The 19,896-nt window shown below is 52.8% G+C and carries 18 protein-coding genes, 2 rRNA genes, 1 other RNA gene, 1 pseudogene, 1 riboswitch and 1 other annotated feature; of the genes and pseudogenes, 15 read left to right on the forward strand and 7 right to left on the reverse strand.

Annotated elements, in window-relative coordinates; all coding sequences use genetic code 11:
- Both AP057_RS00525 and AP057_RS17645 read right to left on the reverse strand, forming a co-directional pair.
- Positions 1-648, reverse strand: a 23S ribosomal RNA gene (locus AP057_RS00525); the annotation flags it as partial.
- Positions 649-1,440: 792 nt separating this feature from the next.
- Positions 1,441-1,530 carry a putative holin-like toxin gene (locus AP057_RS17645; RefSeq protein WP_231578663.1) on the reverse strand — a complete coding sequence of 30 codons (90 nt, stop codon included), beginning with the start codon at positions 1,528-1,530 and terminating at the stop codon, positions 1,441-1,443.
- Between the two features lie 66 nt (positions 1,531-1,596).
- Between AP057_RS17645 and AP057_RS17340 the strand changes: the two genes are divergently transcribed.
- Positions 1,597-1,782 (forward strand): hypothetical protein, encoded by a 186-nt coding sequence (locus tag AP057_RS17340; RefSeq protein ID WP_055357802.1) that lies wholly within the window; start codon positions 1,597-1,599, stop codon positions 1,780-1,782.
- 52 nt (positions 1,783-1,834) lie between these two features.
- On the opposite strand, the gene AP057_RS00535 is transcribed toward AP057_RS17340, so the two are convergent.
- Positions 1,835-3,505 carry a DUF6044 family protein gene (locus AP057_RS00535; protein ID WP_049624112.1) on the reverse strand — a complete coding sequence of 557 codons (1,671 nt, stop codon included), beginning with the start codon at positions 3,503-3,505 and terminating at the stop codon, positions 1,835-1,837.
- Between the two features lie 199 nt (positions 3,506-3,704).
- Between AP057_RS00535 and AP057_RS00540 the strand changes: the two genes are divergently transcribed.
- A complete protein-coding gene (locus AP057_RS00540) occupies positions 3,705-4,319 on the forward strand; it encodes a sulfite oxidase-like oxidoreductase (protein WP_055357803.1) in 615 nt (204 codons plus the stop codon).
- A gap of 42 nt (positions 4,320-4,361) precedes the next feature.
- Here AP057_RS00540 and AP057_RS00545 read toward each other — a convergent pair whose 3' ends face one another.
- Both AP057_RS00545 and AP057_RS00550 read right to left on the reverse strand, forming a co-directional pair.
- Positions 4,362-4,946, reverse strand: coding sequence for an ECF transporter S component (locus AP057_RS00545; protein ID WP_055357804.1), 585 nt, complete (start codon positions 4,944-4,946; stop codon positions 4,362-4,364).
- A 156-nt stretch (positions 4,947-5,102) separates the two neighbouring features.
- A riboswitch (FMN riboswitch) is annotated at positions 5,103-5,235 on the reverse strand.
- A gap of 82 nt (positions 5,236-5,317) precedes the next feature.
- Positions 5,318-5,557: pseudogene (locus AP057_RS00550) on the reverse strand (pyridoxal-phosphate dependent enzyme); the annotation flags it as partial.
- 195 nt (positions 5,558-5,752) lie between these two features.
- Between AP057_RS00550 and pepT the strand changes: the two are divergent.
- Positions 5,753-6,988, forward strand: coding sequence for a peptidase T (gene pepT / locus AP057_RS00555; protein WP_055357806.1), 1,236 nt, complete (start codon positions 5,753-5,755; stop codon positions 6,986-6,988).
- A 169-nt stretch (positions 6,989-7,157) separates the two neighbouring features.
- Here the strand turns inward: pepT and AP057_RS00560 are convergent, their stop codons facing one another.
- Positions 7,158-8,780 carry a bifunctional UDP-sugar hydrolase/5'-nucleotidase gene (locus tag AP057_RS00560; RefSeq protein ID WP_055357807.1) on the reverse strand — a complete coding sequence of 541 codons (1,623 nt, stop codon included), beginning with the start codon at positions 8,778-8,780 and terminating at the stop codon, positions 7,158-7,160.
- Positions 8,781-8,859: 79 nt separating this feature from the next.
- Between AP057_RS00560 and AP057_RS00565 the strand changes: the two genes are divergently transcribed.
- The 4 genes from AP057_RS00565 (at position 8,860) to serS (ending at position 12,935) form a co-directional block, all read left to right on the forward strand.
- Positions 8,860-9,663, forward strand: a complete 804-nt coding sequence (locus AP057_RS00565) for a transposase (RefSeq protein WP_082432179.1) — start codon at positions 8,860-8,862, stop codon at positions 9,661-9,663.
- A gap of 214 nt (positions 9,664-9,877) precedes the next feature.
- The gene (pdxS, locus tag AP057_RS00570) at positions 9,878-10,762 is read left to right on the forward strand and encodes a pyridoxal 5'-phosphate synthase lyase subunit PdxS (protein ID WP_033008824.1); all 885 of its coding nucleotides are present in this window, start codon (positions 9,878-9,880) and stop codon (positions 10,760-10,762) included.
- A gap of 24 nt (positions 10,763-10,786) precedes the next feature.
- Positions 10,787-11,377 carry a pyridoxal 5'-phosphate synthase glutaminase subunit PdxT gene (gene pdxT, locus AP057_RS00575; RefSeq protein WP_033008825.1) on the forward strand — a complete coding sequence of 197 codons (591 nt, stop codon included), beginning with the start codon at positions 10,787-10,789 and terminating at the stop codon, positions 11,375-11,377.
- Positions 11,378-11,386: 9 nt separating this feature from the next.
- Positions 11,387-11,607 (forward strand) — a binding site (T-box leader).
- A gap of 53 nt (positions 11,608-11,660) precedes the next feature.
- On the forward strand, positions 11,661-12,935 hold the full coding sequence (gene serS / locus AP057_RS00580; RefSeq protein ID WP_033014225.1) for a serine--tRNA ligase: 1,275 nt from the start codon (positions 11,661-11,663) through the stop codon (positions 12,933-12,935).
- 236 nt (positions 12,936-13,171) lie between these two features.
- Here serS and AP057_RS00585 read toward each other — a convergent pair whose 3' ends face one another.
- A complete protein-coding gene (locus AP057_RS00585) occupies positions 13,172-14,458 on the reverse strand; it encodes a glycoside hydrolase family 18 protein (protein WP_033014224.1) in 1,287 nt (428 codons plus the stop codon).
- Between the two features lie 86 nt (positions 14,459-14,544).
- Here AP057_RS00585 and tadA point away from each other — a divergent pair, with 86 nt between their 5' ends.
- From tadA to AP057_RS00620, 8 genes are all read left to right on the forward strand, one after another.
- The gene (gene tadA / locus AP057_RS00590; protein WP_055357809.1) at positions 14,545-15,027 is read left to right on the forward strand and encodes a tRNA adenosine(34) deaminase TadA; all 483 of its coding nucleotides are present in this window, start codon (positions 14,545-14,547) and stop codon (positions 15,025-15,027) included.
- Positions 15,028-15,080: 53 nt separating this feature from the next.
- Positions 15,081-15,345, forward strand: an RNA gene (gene ffs / locus AP057_RS15840) — signal recognition particle sRNA large type.
- A gap of 210 nt (positions 15,346-15,555) precedes the next feature.
- A complete protein-coding gene (dnaX, locus tag AP057_RS00595; protein ID WP_049625375.1) occupies positions 15,556-17,238 on the forward strand; it encodes a DNA polymerase III subunit gamma/tau in 1,683 nt (560 codons plus the stop codon).
- 24 nt (positions 17,239-17,262) lie between these two features.
- Positions 17,263-17,589: a YbaB/EbfC family nucleoid-associated protein gene (locus AP057_RS00600; protein WP_033008838.1), complete on the forward strand. Its 327-nt coding sequence runs from the start codon at positions 17,263-17,265 to the stop codon at positions 17,587-17,589.
- Positions 17,590-17,598: 9 nt separating this feature from the next.
- Complete coding sequence (gene recR / locus AP057_RS00605; protein ID WP_033008839.1) at positions 17,599-18,195, forward strand: recombination mediator RecR; 597 nt, start codon at positions 17,599-17,601, stop codon at positions 18,193-18,195.
- Between the two features lie 23 nt (positions 18,196-18,218).
- On the forward strand, positions 18,219-18,443 hold the full coding sequence (locus AP057_RS00610; protein ID WP_033008840.1) for a YaaL family protein: 225 nt from the start codon (positions 18,219-18,221) through the stop codon (positions 18,441-18,443).
- A gap of 72 nt (positions 18,444-18,515) precedes the next feature.
- The gene (locus AP057_RS00615; RefSeq protein WP_049625376.1) at positions 18,516-18,782 is read left to right on the forward strand and encodes a pro-sigmaK processing inhibitor BofA family protein; all 267 of its coding nucleotides are present in this window, start codon (positions 18,516-18,518) and stop codon (positions 18,780-18,782) included.
- Positions 18,783-19,036: 254 nt separating this feature from the next.
- Positions 19,037-19,896 (forward strand): 16S ribosomal RNA (locus AP057_RS00620); the annotation flags it as partial.

Here is a 19,896-nt window from a genome sequence, read left to right on the forward strand (position 1 = left end):
CCGCACGCCATCGTCACTCGCCGGTTCATTCTACAAAAGGCACGCCATCACGCATGAACGCGCTCTGACTACTTGTAGGCACACGGTTTCAGGTTCTCTTTCACTCCCCTTCCGGGGTGCTTTTCACCTTTCCCTCACGGTACTGGTGCACTATCGGTCACTAGGGAGTATTTAGCCTTGGGAGATGGTCCTCCCTGCTTCCGACGGGATTTCCCGTGTCCCGCCGTACTCAGGATCCGCTCGGGAGGGAACGAAGTTTCGACTACAGGGCTGTCACCTTCTCTGGCCGGCCGTTCCAGACCGGTTCGTCTACCCCGTTCCTTTCTCACTCCCACAATGAGCGGTCCTACAACCCCAAGAGGCACGCCTCTTGGTTTGGGCTGTTCCCGTTTCGCTCGCCGCTACTCAGGGAATCGCGTTTGCTTTCTTCTCCTCCGGGTACTAAGATGTTTCAGTTCCCCGGGTGTGCCCTCCATGCCCTATGGATTCAGGCATGGATACTGCCCCATTACGGACAGTGGGTTCCCCCATTCGGACATCTCCGGATCAACGCTTGCTTACAGCTCCCCGGAGCGTTTCGGCGTTTGCCCCGTCCTTCATCGGCTCCTAGTGCCAAGGCATCCACCGTGCGCCCTTTCTAGCTTAACCTACAGCGCTCTCGGCTTCTTCCTTATTGTCTAGCGTCGGCTCGCCGCCGCTCGGGGTCAAATAACCTTCGCCTTCCGGGTGCAAGCACCCTTGCGGGCGAAGAACATTTGCCCATCGCGGCGAAACACTCGCCTCCGCTTTTCCGGTTATCTAGTTTTCAAGGAACAAGCAACTGCTTTTAGTCTTTGAGTCGTTTTTTGACTTCTTGACAGAGGAATCTGGATTTTCCAAATTCACTCTCAAATGCTTTATTAATATATCATTTTTTTGTGATGGATGTCAAGCCTTTCATTCAAACTCCCGAGAATACCATCACAAAAATCACAAGACTTTTCATAACAAACATTTTTCATAGTAACAATAAATGTTTTTGTTTGTCAAGATGCTATTTTTCTCTAAGTCTTTTAGATCGCTCCGTATCTATTGAAGCGACGGTTAGTATAATACTACTAAATTATGCTCAAGTCAACTATTATAGCCGAGTTAATTTTATCCAAATCTTAAGCGGTGTTAGCGACAAGTATATGTTTTTTGAAGAAGCAAGTCTTCAGCTTCCTTATATATCAGTGGTCTAATCTGCCTTGCAGATAAGTTGGTTGTCCGTTCTTACATGAATCATTTCTTGCCATAGACATCGCCGTCTGCGTATAATAGAAAGCAAAGACAACATAAAATAAAAACAGGGACATTGGCGGCCACCAATGCCCTGTCCATACACAGCCGCTGCAAGAAGCGCAGTGGCCCAAGCCTCGGGCATCGTAACCTACCCTCGCCTCGGCCTAGCAGGGTGGGTTACTTTTTGTCTTTGGATACGGCAATCACCGCGACGATGAGTGACGCAAACGCAATCATGAGCGTCAGCGCATCGGCGATCGTCATCATCAGCACCACCCCCTTTCGTTCAGGGAGTGGCCACTGCCCACCCTGCTGTTCCAAGGAGGAAAAAAGGTGGAACAAGCAAGGCAAACCCGCATTCATGGGCTGTTGTTGCTGATCGTTGCTGCTGTATTCGTTTGGTCGGCCATTCACCCAGCCAGCTACGCAATGGGATATGGTATGCACATTGATTGGGACACTGATTGCCCTATGGCTACTCTCGAGGTGGCACGACCGGCAGCTTGCGCGGTTGAATGAGCGCTAAATCAAGAAAACAGCGGTTCCCCCTTTCAAAAGGGAGCCGCTGTTTTTATTTCACCTTGTACAAGTAAATCGCCCACGCCGACTCATCGGACGTGAATACACGGTCCAACACGAGTCCATTTTCCGCCGCGTTATCGATCGGAACCGCCGAGAAAATATAGCGGCCGCCCATTTTTTTCAACTGTTCTGTATTCAGCTGCAAGTTCTTCAGCCGCTTTTTCGACTGTTTTGTGAACATGTACCGTTTCCCAAGTTCCGCTGTAAAAATATAGCATCGCCCGCCCCATTCGTCAAAATATGTGCGGATCGTTTTGCTTTTTTCCAGTTCACGTTCAATGATTTTGCGGAACTCGTATTTATATGACAGCGGATAAAAGTTGTTGTACGTATCGAGCGTATAAAACCCGTTGTATTGCGCGATGGCGGGGTGAATGCCGATGCTGACGACGCGGTAATCGGCTACGGGAAGCCCGATGTATTCTTTGATTTCTTGGAACTGTTTTTCCGCGTAAAATTGCTTCACCGTCGGCTCGTAGCGGAAGACGATTTCTTCGTTAATCAAAAACACGAAGATCACTTGAGCCGCTAGCAGCCGCTTCGCCCACCTTCTCCCGTTTTCGCTATATTGCCACATGATTTTCAACGCCAGCGCAAACTGCACATAAATGATCATCGGGCGCAAAAAATGAAAGCGGGCAAAGTTAAACGTGTCTAAAAAATGGAACCGCTCCGTAAGCGGCAGCCACCCTTTATAAAACCAAAAGGCATACCACGCCGACAGGGCGAAATTCAGTCCGAATAGGAAAAGAAATAACCGTTCTTGCTTCCACCGTTTTTTCACGAAAACGAGATGCAACGCCACCAACCAGCTTGGCAAAATAAAAAACGTATGCTCGGTCATGACATGATGGTGCCCGAGGAGAAAGTTTTTCCACGTCAAGCGGACGCAATGCCAAAACGTCAGGCGGGCATGGAAGTACTCATCCCGGCTTGTCGGCTCGTCTTCCCATAAAAACGAGTAGACAAGCCGGTACTCGACAAGCAAATACAACAGCGTCATGTAAGCGATGGAAGTCAAAAAGCGGATGTTCCACCCCTTACCGCGCAGCACATCAGCGAGCCAGAGAACACCCATGGCGGCAAGAAAGAAAAAGAACCCGAGCACAAAATTGGAATAAAACGGGAGAAGCGTAAGCGCGGCGTAATGCTTCCACTTCCCCTCGCCTTTTCGGATGCTCAAAAACGCCCAAAGCGCAAGCGGCATGCCGAGCGTGCTTAACATCCCCGACGGCCAAAACAGCGTCAGCGCAAATGCGAGCGCCACGCCGATGCGGACGGCCATCCAGCGTGGATCAGTTAAAAAATGCGTCTTTAACAGCAAATACATACCCAAAAACCCCACGACCCTTGTGATCGTTTGGCTGAGCGCATACGCAGTCATCGTCGGAAATAACGCGTGCAGCCAGACGATGCCGGTCAGCTCCGAGCCGAGGGCGTTTCTTGACAACTGGCCGTTAGCAATTTGCGGAATGTTCGCGTCAAGCGGCCCGGTGATTTTTCCGCTTTCGGAGAGCACCTTATACCAAGCGATATTGGAATCCAAATTATCGTGGACGCGAATATGGGCGTTCTCGCCAAGGAGAAAGAGCGGGGACACGTAAAGGGCGATGAGGCAAAGTGCCAAAAGGAAAAGCCATCGTTCTCTTTGTTCGGCCATCGGCATCACGCTCCCGCCATAGCTGTTCTTGGCCATGAAATCCCTATTGAATACGATGTGCAATAAGAAGAAAATTATTCCATTCTTACATGACTGTCCTCAATATTGTGATGCATTAAAACCATAGCCAAGTTGCACACGCTTTATTTTCCCCTTATCATGGTATACGTAAACGAATACATAGAAAGGGGAGCACACCATGCCGAAACAACTCCCTCCCGGCCAATTCGAAACGGAAAAATGGCCGATTTTGCATGAAGGCGATGTGTACGAATTCGATGAAGCGGCGTGGAATTTCCGATTGTTCGGCAATGTGAAAGAGGAAGTGACGCTGTCGTATCAGGAAGTGATGCGGCTGCCGAAGACGATTTCGACCGTGGATATGCACTGCGTGACGACGTGGTCGAAATTTGATACGACGTTTGAAGGCATCGCTTTCCGCGAGTTTTTGCGCTTCGTCGATCTCGATCCCGACGTGAAATATGTGAAAATTTACGGCTACTTAAACGGCGACCGGTTCGGCTATTCGGCAAACTTGCCGCTTGACGCGCTGATGGGCGACGATGCCTTGTTTGTTTATCGATGGAAAGACAAGCATCACGACTGGCAGGACATCTCGCCGAAGCACGGCTATCCGCTCCGGTTCATCCCGCCGGCGACATTTTATTTATGGAAAGGGGCGAAATGGGTGTCCGGCATCCGCTTTATGAAAGAAGATGAGCCGGGCTATTGGGAGGAGCGCGGCTATTCGATGACCGCCAATCCGTTTAAAGAAGAACGGTTTGCCGAGTGGGTGCCGCGGATTCGCTTTTGACAAACGCAAAAAAGCGAGGGAAAAACCCTCGCTTTTTGTTCCTCAAGCGGCTTGGCGAGATGCCGCCTGTTTGTCAAGCCAAGCACGAAGACGCCAAAAGAGAAGCTGAAATACGATGGCCACCATCGCTCCTTTGACGGCGTTAAACGGCAAAATCGCCGATACCACCAACGCCTTCGCTTCCGGTGCGCTCATCTGCGGAGCGCCGAGGAAAAGCGTATACGCCGGCAGAAAGACGTAGTAGTTGAGCACGCTCATGACGAGCGCCATCGTCACTGTTCCCGCCGCCAACCCCAGCAGCAAGCCTTTTTTCGATGCGGCTTTCCGATAAATATAGGAAACCGGCAAAAGGAACGCCACCCCGGCAGTGAAGTTGGCGATCTGGCCGACCGGAACGCCGGTCGCACTGCCGACGAACACGTAGTTCAGCACGTTTTTCAATAGTTCGACCGCCACGCCGGCGAGCGGGCCGTACAACAAGGCGGCGATGAGCGCCGGGATGTCGCTGAAGTCAACAAGCAAAAAGTTCGGAAACGGCGGCAGCGGAAAGTTGAGCATCATCAGCACATGCGCCATGGCGCCCAACACTCCGATGCTGACAAAGGCGCGGATGGAAATGCGTTTCATGCTTGTTCTCCTCCCCTTCTCGTGATTCATCCTCACAAGAAGAAGGCTGCCGCTGCGAGCGCCAACAAAAACTCCCTTAAACCGAACAAGGCTTAAGGGAGAAAAAGGGTGTGCGCAACTAGACGTTCGCATGCGCCAAAACGAACGCCGGCAAACCTTCATCTTCTCCCATCCAGACTATACTGTCGGCTCCGGACTTGCACCGGATCCTGCCTTGCGGCTCGCGGGCTGAGAGGCGAAGCGCCTCATCACCGCCGGTCGGGAATTTCACCCTGCCCCGAAGATGAATCGTTTTTCATTTTTAATTATTCTGATGAGTTTAGCATACAATACTGTTTTCAATTTGTCTATGTTTTTTGCTCACAGCTTGATTATTCCCGCATCGAAAGCGAATCTCCCGGTTCAAGCACCGGTGGGGCGACTTGAACCAAATCGGCGTATTTCAATCCCGTCCCCGTGTTGAGCACGACGACCGTCTCCCCGTCGCGAATCCAGCCGCTCTCGCGCAATTTTCGGGCCGCCGCAAACGCCGCCGCTCCTTCCGGGCAAACGAACGCCCCTTCGAGTTCCGCCACCGTCCGCTTCTCGGCCAAAATCGCCTCATCGCCAATGGTTTGACGCCCAATTCCTTCGCTTTCGAAATCCCAACCGCCTCGCCGGCCGCGGAAAACTCGTGCGCCGCATGGCGCTCCCTCTTTCCCTGTTGGAGATCGCATATGATAAAATAAACACGGAACCGCTCCGCTGCATTGGAGAAGCGATTCACGCATTCACCCAACACTCATACATAAAAAGGAGATGAACAAATGAAACAAGAATTGATCGAACGCTTCATCCGCTACGCCAAAGTGAATACCCAGTCCGATCCAGAAAGCAGCACATGCCCGTCGACTCAAGGGCAATGGGAGCTGGCGAGAATGCTCGTCGAAGAGCTGAAGTCGATCGGCATGGAAGACGTCACAGTCGACGAAAACGGCTACGTCATGGCGACGCTGCCGGCCAATACGGACAAAAACGTGCCCGTGATCGGCTTTTTGGCTCATATGGACACCGCTCCGGAGTTTACGGGAGCCAACGTCAACCCGCAAATCATCGAACAGTACGACGGCGGCGACATCGTGTTGAACAAAGAACAAGGCATCATCTTGTCGCCAAACGATTTCCCGGAGCTCGCCGGCTACAAAGGGCATACACTGATTACAACCGATGGGACGACGCTGCTTGGCGCCGATGATAAAGCCGGAATCGCCGAAATTATGACCGCGATGAACTATCTCATCCAACACCCGGAGATCAAGCACGGCAAAGTGCGCGTCGCCTTTACCCCGGATGAGGAAATCGGCCGCGGACCGCACAAATTTGACGTTGCCAAATTCGGCGCCCAATTTGCCTATACGGTCGACGGCGGGCCGCTTGGCGAATTGGAATACGAAAGCTTTAACGCCGCGGAAGCAAAAATGACGATCAAAGGAAAAAACGTCCACCCAGGCACGGCAAAAGGAAAAATGATCAACTCAATCAAAATCGCCATGGAGTTCGAGCAGCAACTGCCAGCCGATGAGGCGCCGGAACATACCGAAGGATACGAAGGGTTTTACCATTTGCTTTCATTCCAAGGGAGTGTAGAGGAGACGAAGCTTCATTACATCATCCGCGACTTTGACCGCGAACAGTTTGAGGCTCGCAAAGCGAAAATGAACGAGATCGCGGCTTCGCTTGCGCAAAAATATGGAAACGACCGAATCACGCTCGAAATCAACGACCAATATTACAACATGCGCGAAAAAATCGAGCCGGTGCGCCACATTGTGGACATCGCCCACGAAGCGATGACGAACTTGGGCATTGAACCGAAAGTGAAACCGATCCGCGGCGGTACAGACGGGTCGCAGCTCTCCTACATGGGGCTGCCGACGCCGAACCTTTTTGCCGGCGGCGAAAACTTCCACGGCCGCTACGAATACATTTCCGCCGATACAATGGTGAAATCGGCCGAAGTAATCGTGGAGATCATCAAGCTGTTCGAGCAAAAAGCATCTTGATCTACGGAAAACCTTTCTTGAACGATCTTTTTTCGATCGTCCAAGCACAAGCGGCTGCAAGCCCGCCCGTTAGGAGTAAAGAAAAGGTGTCCCGAGTCTTTTGGGGACACCTTTTTCATTAGATAAGCGACCGTTCGCCCTTCCATCCTTTTTCCTCGGTCAACACCTGTTACGGAAGACGGTTGATCCGCCCCTCAATTCGTGCCGAGAACGGCTGCTCAAGACCGCGAATATACGAGACAAGGGCATCCAAATCGACCGGGCCGACCTCGCGGTGTTGCCCTTGCGTCAACACTGTGAACCCATCACCGCCGTCGGCGAGGAAGCTGTTGACCGTTACTGTATATTCAGCGTCTGGATGAAGCGGGGTGCCATCTGGAAGCTGAATGTCAACAACCTTGTCCCCAGCTGGTCTGCTAGCGCTCCATGTATAGCGGAGGCCGGAAATTTGCAGCATGCGCGTTTGGGTTGGCTGCCATTGTTGATTCAAAAGCTGGCGGATTTGCGCGCCGGTGAGCGTCATTTTCACAAGCTGGTTGTTGAACGGCTGAACGTTGTACAGCTCGCCCCACGTCACTTCGCCTTGTTCAATATCGGCGCGAATGCCGCCCGGGTTCATAAAGGCGAAATCGGTTTTCATCGCCGCCCGCTGGGCATCGGCGATCAAATCGCCCAAGGCGGACTCGCCGCTTTCATTTTGTTCATCGGTGATCATTTCAGCTGCCGTGCCAACGACTTGATTGACAAGCGGCGCCACTTTCGCTTCATATTTTTCAATGAGCGTCCGAATTTCCGGGTCCGGAGTGATGCCGTCATGATAGGTCGTCACGATCTCTGCTTTTTTGGCGACGACGTCTTTCGTGCGCGGGTCGATTTTTAAATCGACATCCGAAAACGCCGTGCCGTACGAATACGACTGAACGAGCAGCTTGCCGTCCACAACCGCATTTAAATAGGCATGGTTATGACCGGCGAAAATCACATCGACTTCATCATCGACATTTTTGGCGATATCGACAATTTCCCCGCTGGCGTTTGTCCCATCCGGATTGGATACGCCGGGGTTATGGGCGAGAACGACGATCGTTTGCACCCCTTTTTTCTTCAGTTCCCGGACCGCTTTGTTAATCGCTGTTGCTTCATCGATGAACTTGACTCCCGCGACGCCGCTTGGCGTCACAATCGTTGGTGTTTCCGTGAGCGTGACGCCGATCAATCCGATCGGCATGCCGTTGACCCGCTTAATCACATATGGCGGGAGAATCGGCTTTCCCGTTTGCGCATCAACGACGTTGGCGCTCACGTACGGAAAATCCGCTCCGGCAAAGTCACCGGTCGCCGGGTGGTAGCCGCCATGGATCAAGCGGAGCATTTCCGCTACTCCTTCATCAAACTCATGGTTGCCAAGGGTGCCGACGTCAAAGCCGAGCTTATTGAGCACTTCGATCGTCGGTTCATCTTGCAGCAGCGCTGATACCGGGGGGCTGGCGCCAACCGCATCGCCGGCATGGACGAGCAGCGTGTTTTTGTTTTCCGCCTCCCGCTGTTTCAAATAGGCAGCCAAATAATCAGCCCGTCCGACTTCCCGCCCGCCGACTTTTCTTGTCACATTGAGTTGGCCGTGGAAATCGTTAATGCCTAACAGCTGCACCTCAATATAACGGTGCGAGGAAGCAGGCGGCTTCCCCTTGCTTTTCCCGTTCCCTGCCGCCCCGACTGGAGTGGCGGCCAGCACCGCTGCAGCGGCCAATGCGGATAGCACCCGTCTTCCCCATCGTTTGGAATTCTTCATTCCCGGTTCCCCTTTCTCTCGCCTTCTCGTTCACTCCCATTATATCCTTGCGAGTCCATACAATGATAGAGCAGAAAGGATGATTTCTCGTAAATATTTTGTAAATTCACAACTGACTGTTGAGAACAACAGAAACAAAATCCGTTCTAACACAAAAAACAAGCCGGCCTATAACGTACAGGTGGGTTCTTCCGGCCAATTTATTTTGGGGTATTCCCTTCATCAGAGGCCGGGCGACACTCGTTGTCTTCTCCCGCATTTGGAGACCGTTCGAGAGAAGTACGGCGTGGAACCCGAACGTTTGATCGCTGACGCGGCTTATGGCTCGGAAGAGAACTACGTGAAGCTGGAAGAGAAGCACATATCGGCCTTGATCAAGTACCATACGTATGAGAAGGAGAACACGCGCAAGGTCAAGAAAAATCCGCATCATCAGCAGAATTGGACCTATGTGGAAGAAGAAGACGTTTGGATTTGCGCCAATGGGAAAAAGCTGGTTCGCACCGGAACTTCGAAACAGACCACGGAATCAGGATACACCTCGGTCACCCGACACTACCAATGCCATGAATGCGAAGGATGTCCGTTCCGTTCGGCCTGCACGACTTCCAAGTATGGACGAACCACGCAATGGAACCCCGTCTATCATGAACAAAAACAGAAAGCCCGCGAACGGTTGGAGAGTGAAGAAGGGCAAGCCCGATACCGCCAACGCCAAACCGACATTGAGAGTGTATTTGGGCAAATCAAACAAAATCGCGGGTTTCGTCGCTTTGTCCTGCGAGGCCTCCAAAAAGTTTCCATCGAATGGGGGCTGGTTTGTGCTGCCCACAATCTTCTCAAAAAAGCCGCTAGGGACAAGCAATTGTCCTTGGTGGCGTAAATGAGGGGGAGAACAGAGTCGGAATTTTGTTCCGTTTGGTAAAATATACAAAAACCAGAGAGGGCTGACTCCAAAAGTCCGCTTTTTGGCGGACTTTTGGGTCAGCCCCTTTTTTCCATTGTGATTTTTGTAAAAATTGAGGTAAAATGAAACGGTGGAATCATCCTTTTGCGTATATAGCAAAGCATAAGGATAGGAACAGGGGGAATCAACGTTGGCATTGACAGGTACAGACCGCGTCAAACGCGGCATGGCGGAAATGCAAAAAGGCGGCGTCATTATGGACGTCGTCAATGCGGAGCAAGCGAAGATTGCTGAGGCGGCAGGGGCTGTCGCAGTCATGGCGCTCGAGCGCGTCCCGGCAGACATTCGCGCCGCTGGCGGTGTCGCGCGCATGGCTGATCCGACGATCATTGAAGAAGTGATGAACGCTGTATCAATCCCAGTCATGGCAAAAGTGCGCATCGGGCACTATGTGGAAGCGCGCGTCCTTGAGGCGCTCGGCGTCGACTATATTGACGAAAGTGAAGTATTGACGCCGGCTGATGAAGAGTTCCATATTGACAAACGGCAGTTTACGGTCCCATTTGTATGCGGTTGCCGCGACTTAGGAGAGGCCGCCCGCCGCATTGCTGAAGGGGCATCGATGTTGCGGACAAAAGGGGAGCCAGGGACAGGAAACATCGTCGAGGCCGTTCGCCATATGCGCAAAGTCAACGCGCAAATCCGCAAAGTTGTCAGCATGAGCGAAGACGAACTTGTCGCCGAGGCGAAACAGCTTGGGGCTCCGGTTGAAGTGCTGCGTGAAATCAAACGGCTTGGCCGCCTCCCGGTCGTCAACTTCGCCGCTGGCGGTGTCGCGACACCAGCTGACGCCGCGCTCATGATGCACTTAGGCGCCGACGGTGTCTTCGTCGGTTCGGGCATTTTTAAATCGGAAAATCCGGAAAAATACGCTCGTGCGATCGTTGAAGCGACGACTCATTATGAAGACTATGAGCTGATCGCTCATCTATCGAAAGGGCTGGGCGGCGCAATGCGCGGCATCGATGTCGCGACACTGCTGCCGGAGCATCGGATGCAAGAACGAGGCTGGTAAGCCGGACAAAGGAGCAAGATCACAATGAAAATAGGTGTACTTGGACTGCAAGGAGCTGTGCAGGAACATGTCCGCGCCATCGAGGCGTGCGGCGCCGAGGCGGTCGTCGTGAAGAAACCGGAGCAGCTTTCGGGACTCGACGGACTCGTGCTCCCGGGCGGCGAAAGCACAACAATGCGGCGCCTCATGGACCGGTACGGATTGATGGAGCCATTGAAGCAATTTGCCGCTGATGGCAAGCCGATGTTTGGGACATGCGCTGGGCTCATTTTGCTGGCGAAACGAATCGTCGGGTATGATGAGCCTCACTTAGGCCTGATGGATATTACAGTCGAGCGGAACTCGTTTGGGCGGCAGCGGGAAAGCTTTGAGGCGGAGCTGTCGATCAAGGGGGTTGGCGACGGGTTTGTCGGCGTCTTCATCCGTGCTCCGCACATTGTCGAGGTCGGCGACGGGGTCGATGTCCTCGCGACATACAATGACCGCATTGTCGCGGCCCGGCAAGGCCAGTTTCTTGGTTGCTCGTTCCATCCAGAGTTGACCGACGATCATCGATTGATGCAATACTTTCTCAACATGGTCAAAGAAGCGAAAATGACGTCAAGCCTTAAGTAAAGTGATCAAGCGAAAGCGATGAGAGGAACAAGCAGCAGACCCCCTTTCTTTCAGAGAGCCGGTGGGTGGTGCAAACCGGCAGGAAGCGCCTGTGAATCCATCCTCGAGCAAAACGTTGAACGCCAAAGCGGGTCAGTAGGCGTTTTCGGCAGCCGCCGTGAACGGCAAAAAGGGAAGGCATCGCAAGCCTTCAATAAGGGTGGCACCGCGGGGTCGCTCCCGTCCCTTTTGGGGACGGGGGCTTTTTTATGTATAATATTGAATGGAAAAGGAGGTAAAAGCCATGCTGGATGTGAAAATATTGCGCGCCCAGTTTGAAGAAGTGAAAGAAAAACTAATGCAGCGCGGCGGAGATTTGGCGAACATCGACCGGTTTGAACAGTTGGACAAAGAACGCCGCCGTTTGATTGCTGAGGTGGAAGAGCTAAAAAGCAAACGCAATGATGTGTCGCAGCAAATTGCCGCCCTTAAGCGCGAGAAAAAGGATGCGGAGCCGCTGATCGTCCAAATGCGCGAAGTCGGCGACCGCATTAAGCAAATGGATGAGCACATTCGCCAACTGGAAGAGGAACTCAACGCCCTGTTGTTATCGATTCCAAATATTCCGCATGAATCCGTACCGGTCGGCCAGTCGGAAGAGGACAATGTCGAAGTGCGGAGATGGGGGGAGCCGCGTTCGTTTTCGTTTGAACCGAAACCGCATTGGGATATCGCCGACCAGCTTGGTCTGCTTGATTTTGAGCGGGCGGCTAAAGTGACAGGAAGCCGGTTTGTGTTTTATAAAGGGTTGGGCGCCCGGCTTGAGCGGGCGTTAATCAACTTTATGCTTGACATCCATCTCGATGAATTCGGCTATGAAGAAGTGCTGCCCCCCTATTTGGTGAACCGGGCAAGCATGATTGGAACCGGGCAATTGCCGAAATTTGCCGAGGATGCGTTTCATTTGGACAGCGAAGACTATTTTCTCATTCCGACAGCGGAAGTGCCGGTGACGAACTTGCATCGCGATGAAATTTTATCTGCAGATGATTTGCCGCTTTACTATGCAGCGTACAGCGCCTGTTTCCGCGCTGAAGCTGGTTCGGCCGGCCGCGACACAAGAGGGCTCATCCGTCAGCATCAGTTCAACAAAGTGGAGCTTGTTAAGTTTGTCAAACCGGAAGATTCATACGAGGAACTGGAAAAATTGACACGGCAGGCGGAAACGATTTTGCAGCGGCTCGGGCTTCCGTACCGCGTTGTCGCCTTGTGCACCGGAGACCTTGGATTCTCGGCGGCGAAAACGTACGATATTGAAGTTTGGCTGCCAAGTTACGGAACGTACCGGGAAATTTCGTCGTGCAGCAACTTTGAGGCGTTTCAAGCGCGCCGTGCCAACATCCGCTTCCGTCGCGATCCAAAAGCGAAACCGGAGTACGTGCATACATTAAACGGTTCGGGGCTAGCCATTGGGCGGACGGTCGCCGCCATTTTGGAAAACTACCAGCAAGAAGATGGATCGGTCATCATCCCAGAGGCGCTCCGCCCATACATGGGAAACCGGGACGTCATCCGTTAAAATCGTTGGTTGACTTTTCCCGGCAGCCGTGTTATAGTGAATGACGTTGGCGACGGAGAAAAAGAGGCGGCGGACGCCGGCCTCGAATGCTTCTCTGCCAAAGCGATAAAGAACAGTACTGACGCGCATAAGAGGAGATTGTCATCTGGAACGGCTGATCGGAATCGCCGTTTCCAGCCATAAAAAAACCCGCCGGGAGAAAGGCGGGTTTTTTTATCTCTTTGGCGCGGGCGGCCTTATCTTTTGACGACTGCAAACTGGTCGGAAAGGAGCAGCCAGTTTTGCGGGAAATCGAAGCCCAGTTTCCAATAGCTGACTCCGCGCAGGCCAAGTTCTTTCACGAGATTGAATTTTGCCTGAATGGAGCGGGCGTCCTCAAACCATACTTCGTGCTCGCGCCCGTTTTCATCGCGGTAGCGAAAATGCGGCGCCTGCGCCTCGGTGTCGTATTCAATCGCGACGTTATACCTCGCGGCGAGGGCGATGGCCTGCTGCGGGCTGATGGCGCGGGCGTACGGTCCGCCCGGTACGTACGGCAGTGTCCAATCATAACCATACAAATTTTGCCCCATTAAAATCTTTCCGGGAGGCATTTCCGAGACGGCGTACTTGAGGACACGGCGGACAGGGCCGATGGGGGAGACCGGCATCGGCGGACCGCCGCTGTAGCCCCACTCATACGTCATTATGACGACAAAGTCGGCAATTTGTCCATGGGCGCGGTAGTCATGGGCTTCGTACCAACGTCCGCGCTGGGTGGCGCTCGTTTTTGGCGCCAGGGCGGTCGACATCATCCATCCTTCCCGTTCAAATCGCCGTTTCGCTTTGCGCAAAAACGCATTATACGCCTCACGGTCTTCCGGGCGCAAATATTCAAAATCAAAATGGATGTCGCGGAAGCCATACCGTCTGGCGGTGGCGACAATGTTGTCGAGTAGACGATTTTGCAGCGTTTCATTCGTCAAAATAAGCGCGCCCAGCTCGTCGCTGAACTGCCCGTTTTCAATGTTGGCGACAACCATCACGAGCGTGACGCGGTTGGCGCGGGCAATATCCGGAAAGTCGTCAAGCGGCGGCTCTTGCAATGTCGCGTCGCGCCGAATGGCAAAATAAAAGGGACTTAAATACGTTAAATGTGGAGCGGCTTCGCGGGCGCTTGCTTCCAACGCCGGACTGACGGTCGCACCGCGCGGTTCAATATAGGCGTTAAACTCCGCTCTCCGCTTGGCTCCGGGCGGAATGTAAAGACGCTGGCCGACCCGCAATGGCGCATTTAACGAGAGGCGGTTCACTTCCGCGAGACGCTGCATCGGAATGGAAAACCGGCGGGCAATCGACCATAAACTGTCTCCGGGTTGCACCCAATAAAAACGACCGACGATCGGAATCACGAGCGCCTGACCGACGACAAGACGGTCGGGATTTGGCAGCTTGTTCGCCCGAACAATGTCCTCGACCGTCGTTTCATATGCTTTAGCGATCCCGCTTAACGTTTGTCCTCTCTGTACGACATGGATCTGCATCGCTTGACCTCCTAGTTGCGTCTTCATTCTCCATATTTTATGATGGAAAAGAAAGAGAAATGACCGTTTGTGCAAAGGGGTATATGATGAGCAACGATGAGTATTACATGAAGTTGGCGATTGAAGAAGCAAAAAAAGCTGAACGGATCGGCGAAGTGCCGATCGGGGCCATCATCGTTCAAGACGGCTGCGTCATCGCCCGCGCCCATAATTTACGGGAAACGGAACAGCGCGCGATCGCCCATGCGGAGGTTTTGGCCATTGACGAAGCGTGCCGGGTGACCGGCTCATGGAGGCTTGAACGGGCGGTGTTATACGTGACGCTTGAACCGTGCGCCATGTGCGCGGGGGCCATCGTTCTTTCCCGCATTGAGCGGGTCGTATTTGGAGCTAGCGACCCAAAAGGGGGATGCGCCGGGACGTTAATGAACTTATTGCAGGAAAACCGGTTCAACCACCAGGCTGAGGTTGCAAGCGGCGTGTTGGCGGAGGAGTGTGGGGCGCTGCTGAGCGGCTTTTTCCGCCGATTGCGCGAACAAAAGAGAAATGTTGGCGGAAGTTCCAACTAAAATTCGGCCTGTGTACATTGCATTTTCCCTATAAACGCGCTATACTGATAGTGCCGTGCTAAGCGGGGAGGTAGCGGTGCCCTGTACTCGCAATCCGCTCTAGCGAGGCTGAATCCCTTCTCGAGGTTAGTCTGTTGTGAGGCCTGTCTCAAGTAAGTGGTGTTGACGTCTGGGTCCCGCGCAATGGGATTCCGTGAACCCTGTCAGGTCCGGAAGGAAGCAGCAGTAAGCGGATGCTCCCATGTGCCGCGGGGGTGCCTGGGCTGAGCCAACTGCTTGAGCAACGCTCGGGGCAGCTAATCGACAGAAGGTGCACGGCCTTACATAAGCAGCAAGAGGGTGTCCCAAAAGCAATGGGACACCCTTTCTTCATTGACAAGATGCAGAGGCAATTTGCTTCGGCAACACGATCATATTGTATCTCTTTTACATAGAGAGACGATCTTTTGGGACAGCCTCTTTTTATTTTAAAATAGGGCAGAACGTTATATAATAGTGGAGATGAGAGGAAGAGGAGGGCCGTTTTCCGTGGCATACCAAGCGTTATACCGTGTTTTTCGGCCGCAGCGTTTCGCGGACATGGTCGGCCAAGAACACGTGACGAAAACGTTGCAAAGCGCCCTGCTTCAACATAAAATATCGCATGCCTACTTATTTTCCGGACCGCGTGGGACAGGAAAAACGAGCGCGGCGAAAGTGTTCGCCAAGGCGGTCAACTGTGAACAGGCCCCGGCGGCCGAGCCGTGCAATGAATGTCCCGCTTGCCTCGGCATTACAAACGGAACGATTCCCGATGTGTTGGAAATTGACGCTGCTTCCAACAACCGCGTCGACGAAATCCGCGACATCCGTGAAAAAGTGAAATTTGCGCCGACCTCGGTTCGTTATAAAGTGTACATTATCGACGAAGTGCACATGCTGTCAATCGGCGCGTTTAACGCGTTGTTGAAGACGCTTGAGGAACCGCCCAAACACGTCATTTTCATTTTGGCCACCACCGAGCCGCATAAAATCCCGGCGACGATCATTTCCCGCTGCCAACGGTTCGATTTTCGCCGCATCCCGCTGGCCTCCATCGTTTCGCGGTTGAAATATGTGGCGAACGCCCAGGGCGTAGAAGCATCCGACGAGGCGCTGTCGGCTATCGCCCGCGCTGCCGATGGAGGGATGCGCGACGCGCTCAGTTTGCTTGACCAGGCGATTTCATTCAGCGATGGGAAGCTTCGGCTTGATGACGTGTTGGCGATGACCGGAGCGGCATCATTTGCCGCGTTGGCTGATTTCATTGCCGCCATTCATCGGAAAGATACAGCGGCTGTTTTGCAACAGTTTGAAGCAATGATGGCGCAAGGAAAAGATCCGAATCGTTTGGTTGAAGATTTGATTTTGTATTATCGCGACTTGTTGCTGTACAAAACGGCCCCTCATGTGGAAGGAGCCATCCAAATTGCGGTCGTTGACGAAGCGTTCACCTCGCTTTCGGAAGCGATTCCTCTTTCCGATTTGTACGGAGCGATTGAGCTGTTGAACAAAAGCCAGCAGGAGATGAAGTGGACGAACCACCCGCGTCTTCTCCTCGAAGTGGCGCTCGTCAAGCTTTGCCATCAGCCAGCGGCTGCTGCTCCATCGCCGAACGCTTCTGAACTTGGGCCATTGATCAAGAGGATTGAAACGCTGGAAATCGAGCTGCGCCGCCTAAAAGAGCAGGCGCCTGCCGTCCCGCCGGAGGCGCCTTCTGCGAAAAAAACGGCGAAAGCGGTGAAAACCGGGGGATATAAAGCACCGGTCGGCCGCATTTACGAATTGTTGAAGCAGGCGACGCATGAAGACTTAGCCTTGGTGAAAGGCCGCTGGGCCGACGTACTTGATGCGCTGAAGCGGCAGCATAAAGTGTCGCACGCCGCTCTCTTGCAGGAGAGTGAACCGGTCGCAGCAAGCGCTTCAGCATTTGTGTTAAAGTTTAAGTATGAAATTCACTGCAAGATGGCGACCGACCCGGCGAGTTCGGTCAAGGAAAATGTCGAAGCAATTTTATTTGACCTGACGAACCGCCGTTTTGAAATGATCGCCATTCCGGAAGAGGAATGGGGGAAAATAAGGGAAGAATTTATCCGCAGCAAAGAAGCGAAAGCGGAAAAAAGCCAGGAAGACCCGTTGATCGCCGAAGCGAAACGGCTGTTTGGCGAGGAATTGATTGAAATCAAAGAATAAACGAATTGAAGGAGGATGCCAACCATGATGCGTGGCGGAATGGGAAATATGCAAAAAATGCTGAAGCAAATGCAGAAGATGCAAAAAGAAATGCAAAAAGCACAGGAAGAGCTGGCAGAAAAAACAGTGGAGGGCACGGCAGGCGGCGGCATGGTGACGGTCATCGCCAACGGCCATAAACAAATTTTAGAAGTGAAAATTAAAGAAGAAGTCGTTGACCCGGACGATATTGAAATGCTCCAGGATTTAGTTTTGGCAGCGACAAACGATGCACTCAAAAAAGCTGATGAGCTGGCCAACGATATGATGGGGCAGTTTACGAAAGGACTCAACATTCCAGGGCTGTTCTAGGGGGAAGCTATGCATTATCCAGAACCGTTATCCAAACTGATTGACAGTTTTATGAAATTGCCCGGAATCGGTCCAAAAACGGCCGCCCGCCTCGCGTTTCACGTGCTGGCGATGAAAGAAGACGTTGTGCTTGAATTCGCCAAAGCGCTCGTCGACGTAAAGCGGCATATTCATTATTGCACGATTTGCGGGCATATTACAGATGCGGACCCGTGCTACATTTGCAAAGACGAACGGCGCGACCGGACGACCATTTGTGTCGTCCAAGACCCGAAAGATGTCATCGCTATGGAGAGAATGAAAGAATACAATGGCTTGTACCATGTGCTGCATGGAGCCATTTCTCCGATGGAAGGCATCGGTCCGGAGGACATTAAGATCGCCGAGCTGCTGGCGCGGCTGCAGGATGAGACGATCCAAGAAGTGATTTTAGCGACTGACCCGAACATTGAAGGGGAAGCGACAGCGATGTATATCTCACGCCTGCTCAAACCAACAGGAATCAAGGTAACCCGCATCGCCCACGGCTTGCCGGTAGGCGGCGATTTGGAATATGCGGACGAAGTGACGTTGTCAAAAGCGTTGGAAGGACGCCGCGAACTGTAGAGAGAAAGAAGGTGGGGATCGGTTTGTTATGGCGGCGGAAGGGGAAATTAAAAAGACAATTTGACGAAAAGTTGATGGCCGAACTGCAACAAGCAAGAGCGGAGTGGTTTGAACAAAAACAGCTCATTGAAAAAAGCGTTGACCCGTCTCGAGAGGTGCTGAGCGCGCTCCAACTGGCGGAGGCCAAGTATTTTTTTCTTCTCCGCGAAGCGAAGCACCGTCGTGTTACACTGAAGGAAGTGCGTTGACTTCCTTTTTTGTTCTTTTTTCCCCAAAGGCGCATATGCTTGTAGTACAAGCATAGAAGGGGGCATGAAACGTTGGAGCCGAAAGTGGTGATTACCGTATTGTCGGCGCTCATTGCCGTGTTGCTCGTTGTTGGCGCCCGCCTTAAGGCGCTTCGCTTTATCGGCCATGCCGCTATCCGCCTGATCGTCGGGGCGCTGGCGCTGTTTGCCATTAACGCGATCGGCGGGCAGTTCAGCATTCATATTCCGATTAACCTTATCACCTCGCTCGTTTGCGGATTTCTTGGCCTTCCAGGGGCTGCGGCATTAATTGTGATTGACCAATATATTCTGTCATGATTCATAATGAAAAGGCATCGTCTAGTCAAAATGCCTTTTCATTTTTTTATGAAAAACTATTGACTTTTGTATAGATATAAAGTATATTAATAAACGTCGCTGTTCATAAAAAACATGTTGACAGCGAATTGAACAGTAATTATAATAATAAAAGTGCGCAACACTAAATCGAAAGCTCCTTGAAAACTAAACAAAACGCAAGCGTCATGAAAAAAACTTCGGCCGCATTGGCCGAAGCAAAAGCCAATCAACTTTCTTTGGAGAGTTTGATCCTGGCTCAGGACGAACGCTGGCGGCGTGCCTAATACATGCAAGTCGAGCGGACCGGATTGAGGCTTGCCTTGATTCGGTCAGCGGCGGACGGGTGAGTAACACGTGGGCAACCTGCCCGCAAGACCGGGATAACTCCGGGAAACCGGAGCTAATACCGGATAACACCGAAGACCGCATGGTCTTCGGTTGAAAGGCGGCCTTTGGGCTGTCACTTGCGGATGGGCCCGCGGCGCATTAGCTAGTTGGTGAGGTAACGGCTCACCAAGGCGACGATGCGTAGCCGGCCTGAGAGGGTGACCGGCCACACTGGGACTGAGACACGGCCCAGACTCCTACGGGAGGCAGCAGTAGGGAATCTTCCGCAATGGGCGAAAGCCTGACGGAGCGACGCCGCGTGAGCGAAGAAGGCCTTCGGGTCGTAAAGCTCTGTTGTGAGGGACGAAGGAGCGCCGTTCGAAGAGGGCGGCGCGGTGACGGTACCTCACGAGAAAGCCCCGGCTAACTACGTGCCAGCAGCCGCGGTAATACGTAGGGGGCGAGCGTTGTCCGGAATTATTGGGCGTAAAGCGCGCGCAGGCGGTCTCTTAAGTCTGATGTGAAAGCCCACGGCTCAACCGTGGAGGGTCATTGGAAACTGGGGGACTTGAGGGCAGGAGAGGAGAGCGGAATTCCACGTGTAGCGGTGAAATGCGTAGAGATGTGGAGGAACACCAGTGGCGAAGGCGGCTCTCTGGCCTGCACCTGACGCTGAGGCGCGAAAGCGTGGGGAGCAAACAGGATTAGATACCCTGGTAGTCCACGCCGTAAACGATGAGTGCTAAGTGTTAGAGGGGTCACACCC

The organism is Geobacillus sp. Sah69, assembly GCF_001414205.1.
GTDB lineage: Bacteria > Bacillota > Bacilli > Bacillales > Anoxybacillaceae > Geobacillus > Geobacillus stearothermophilus.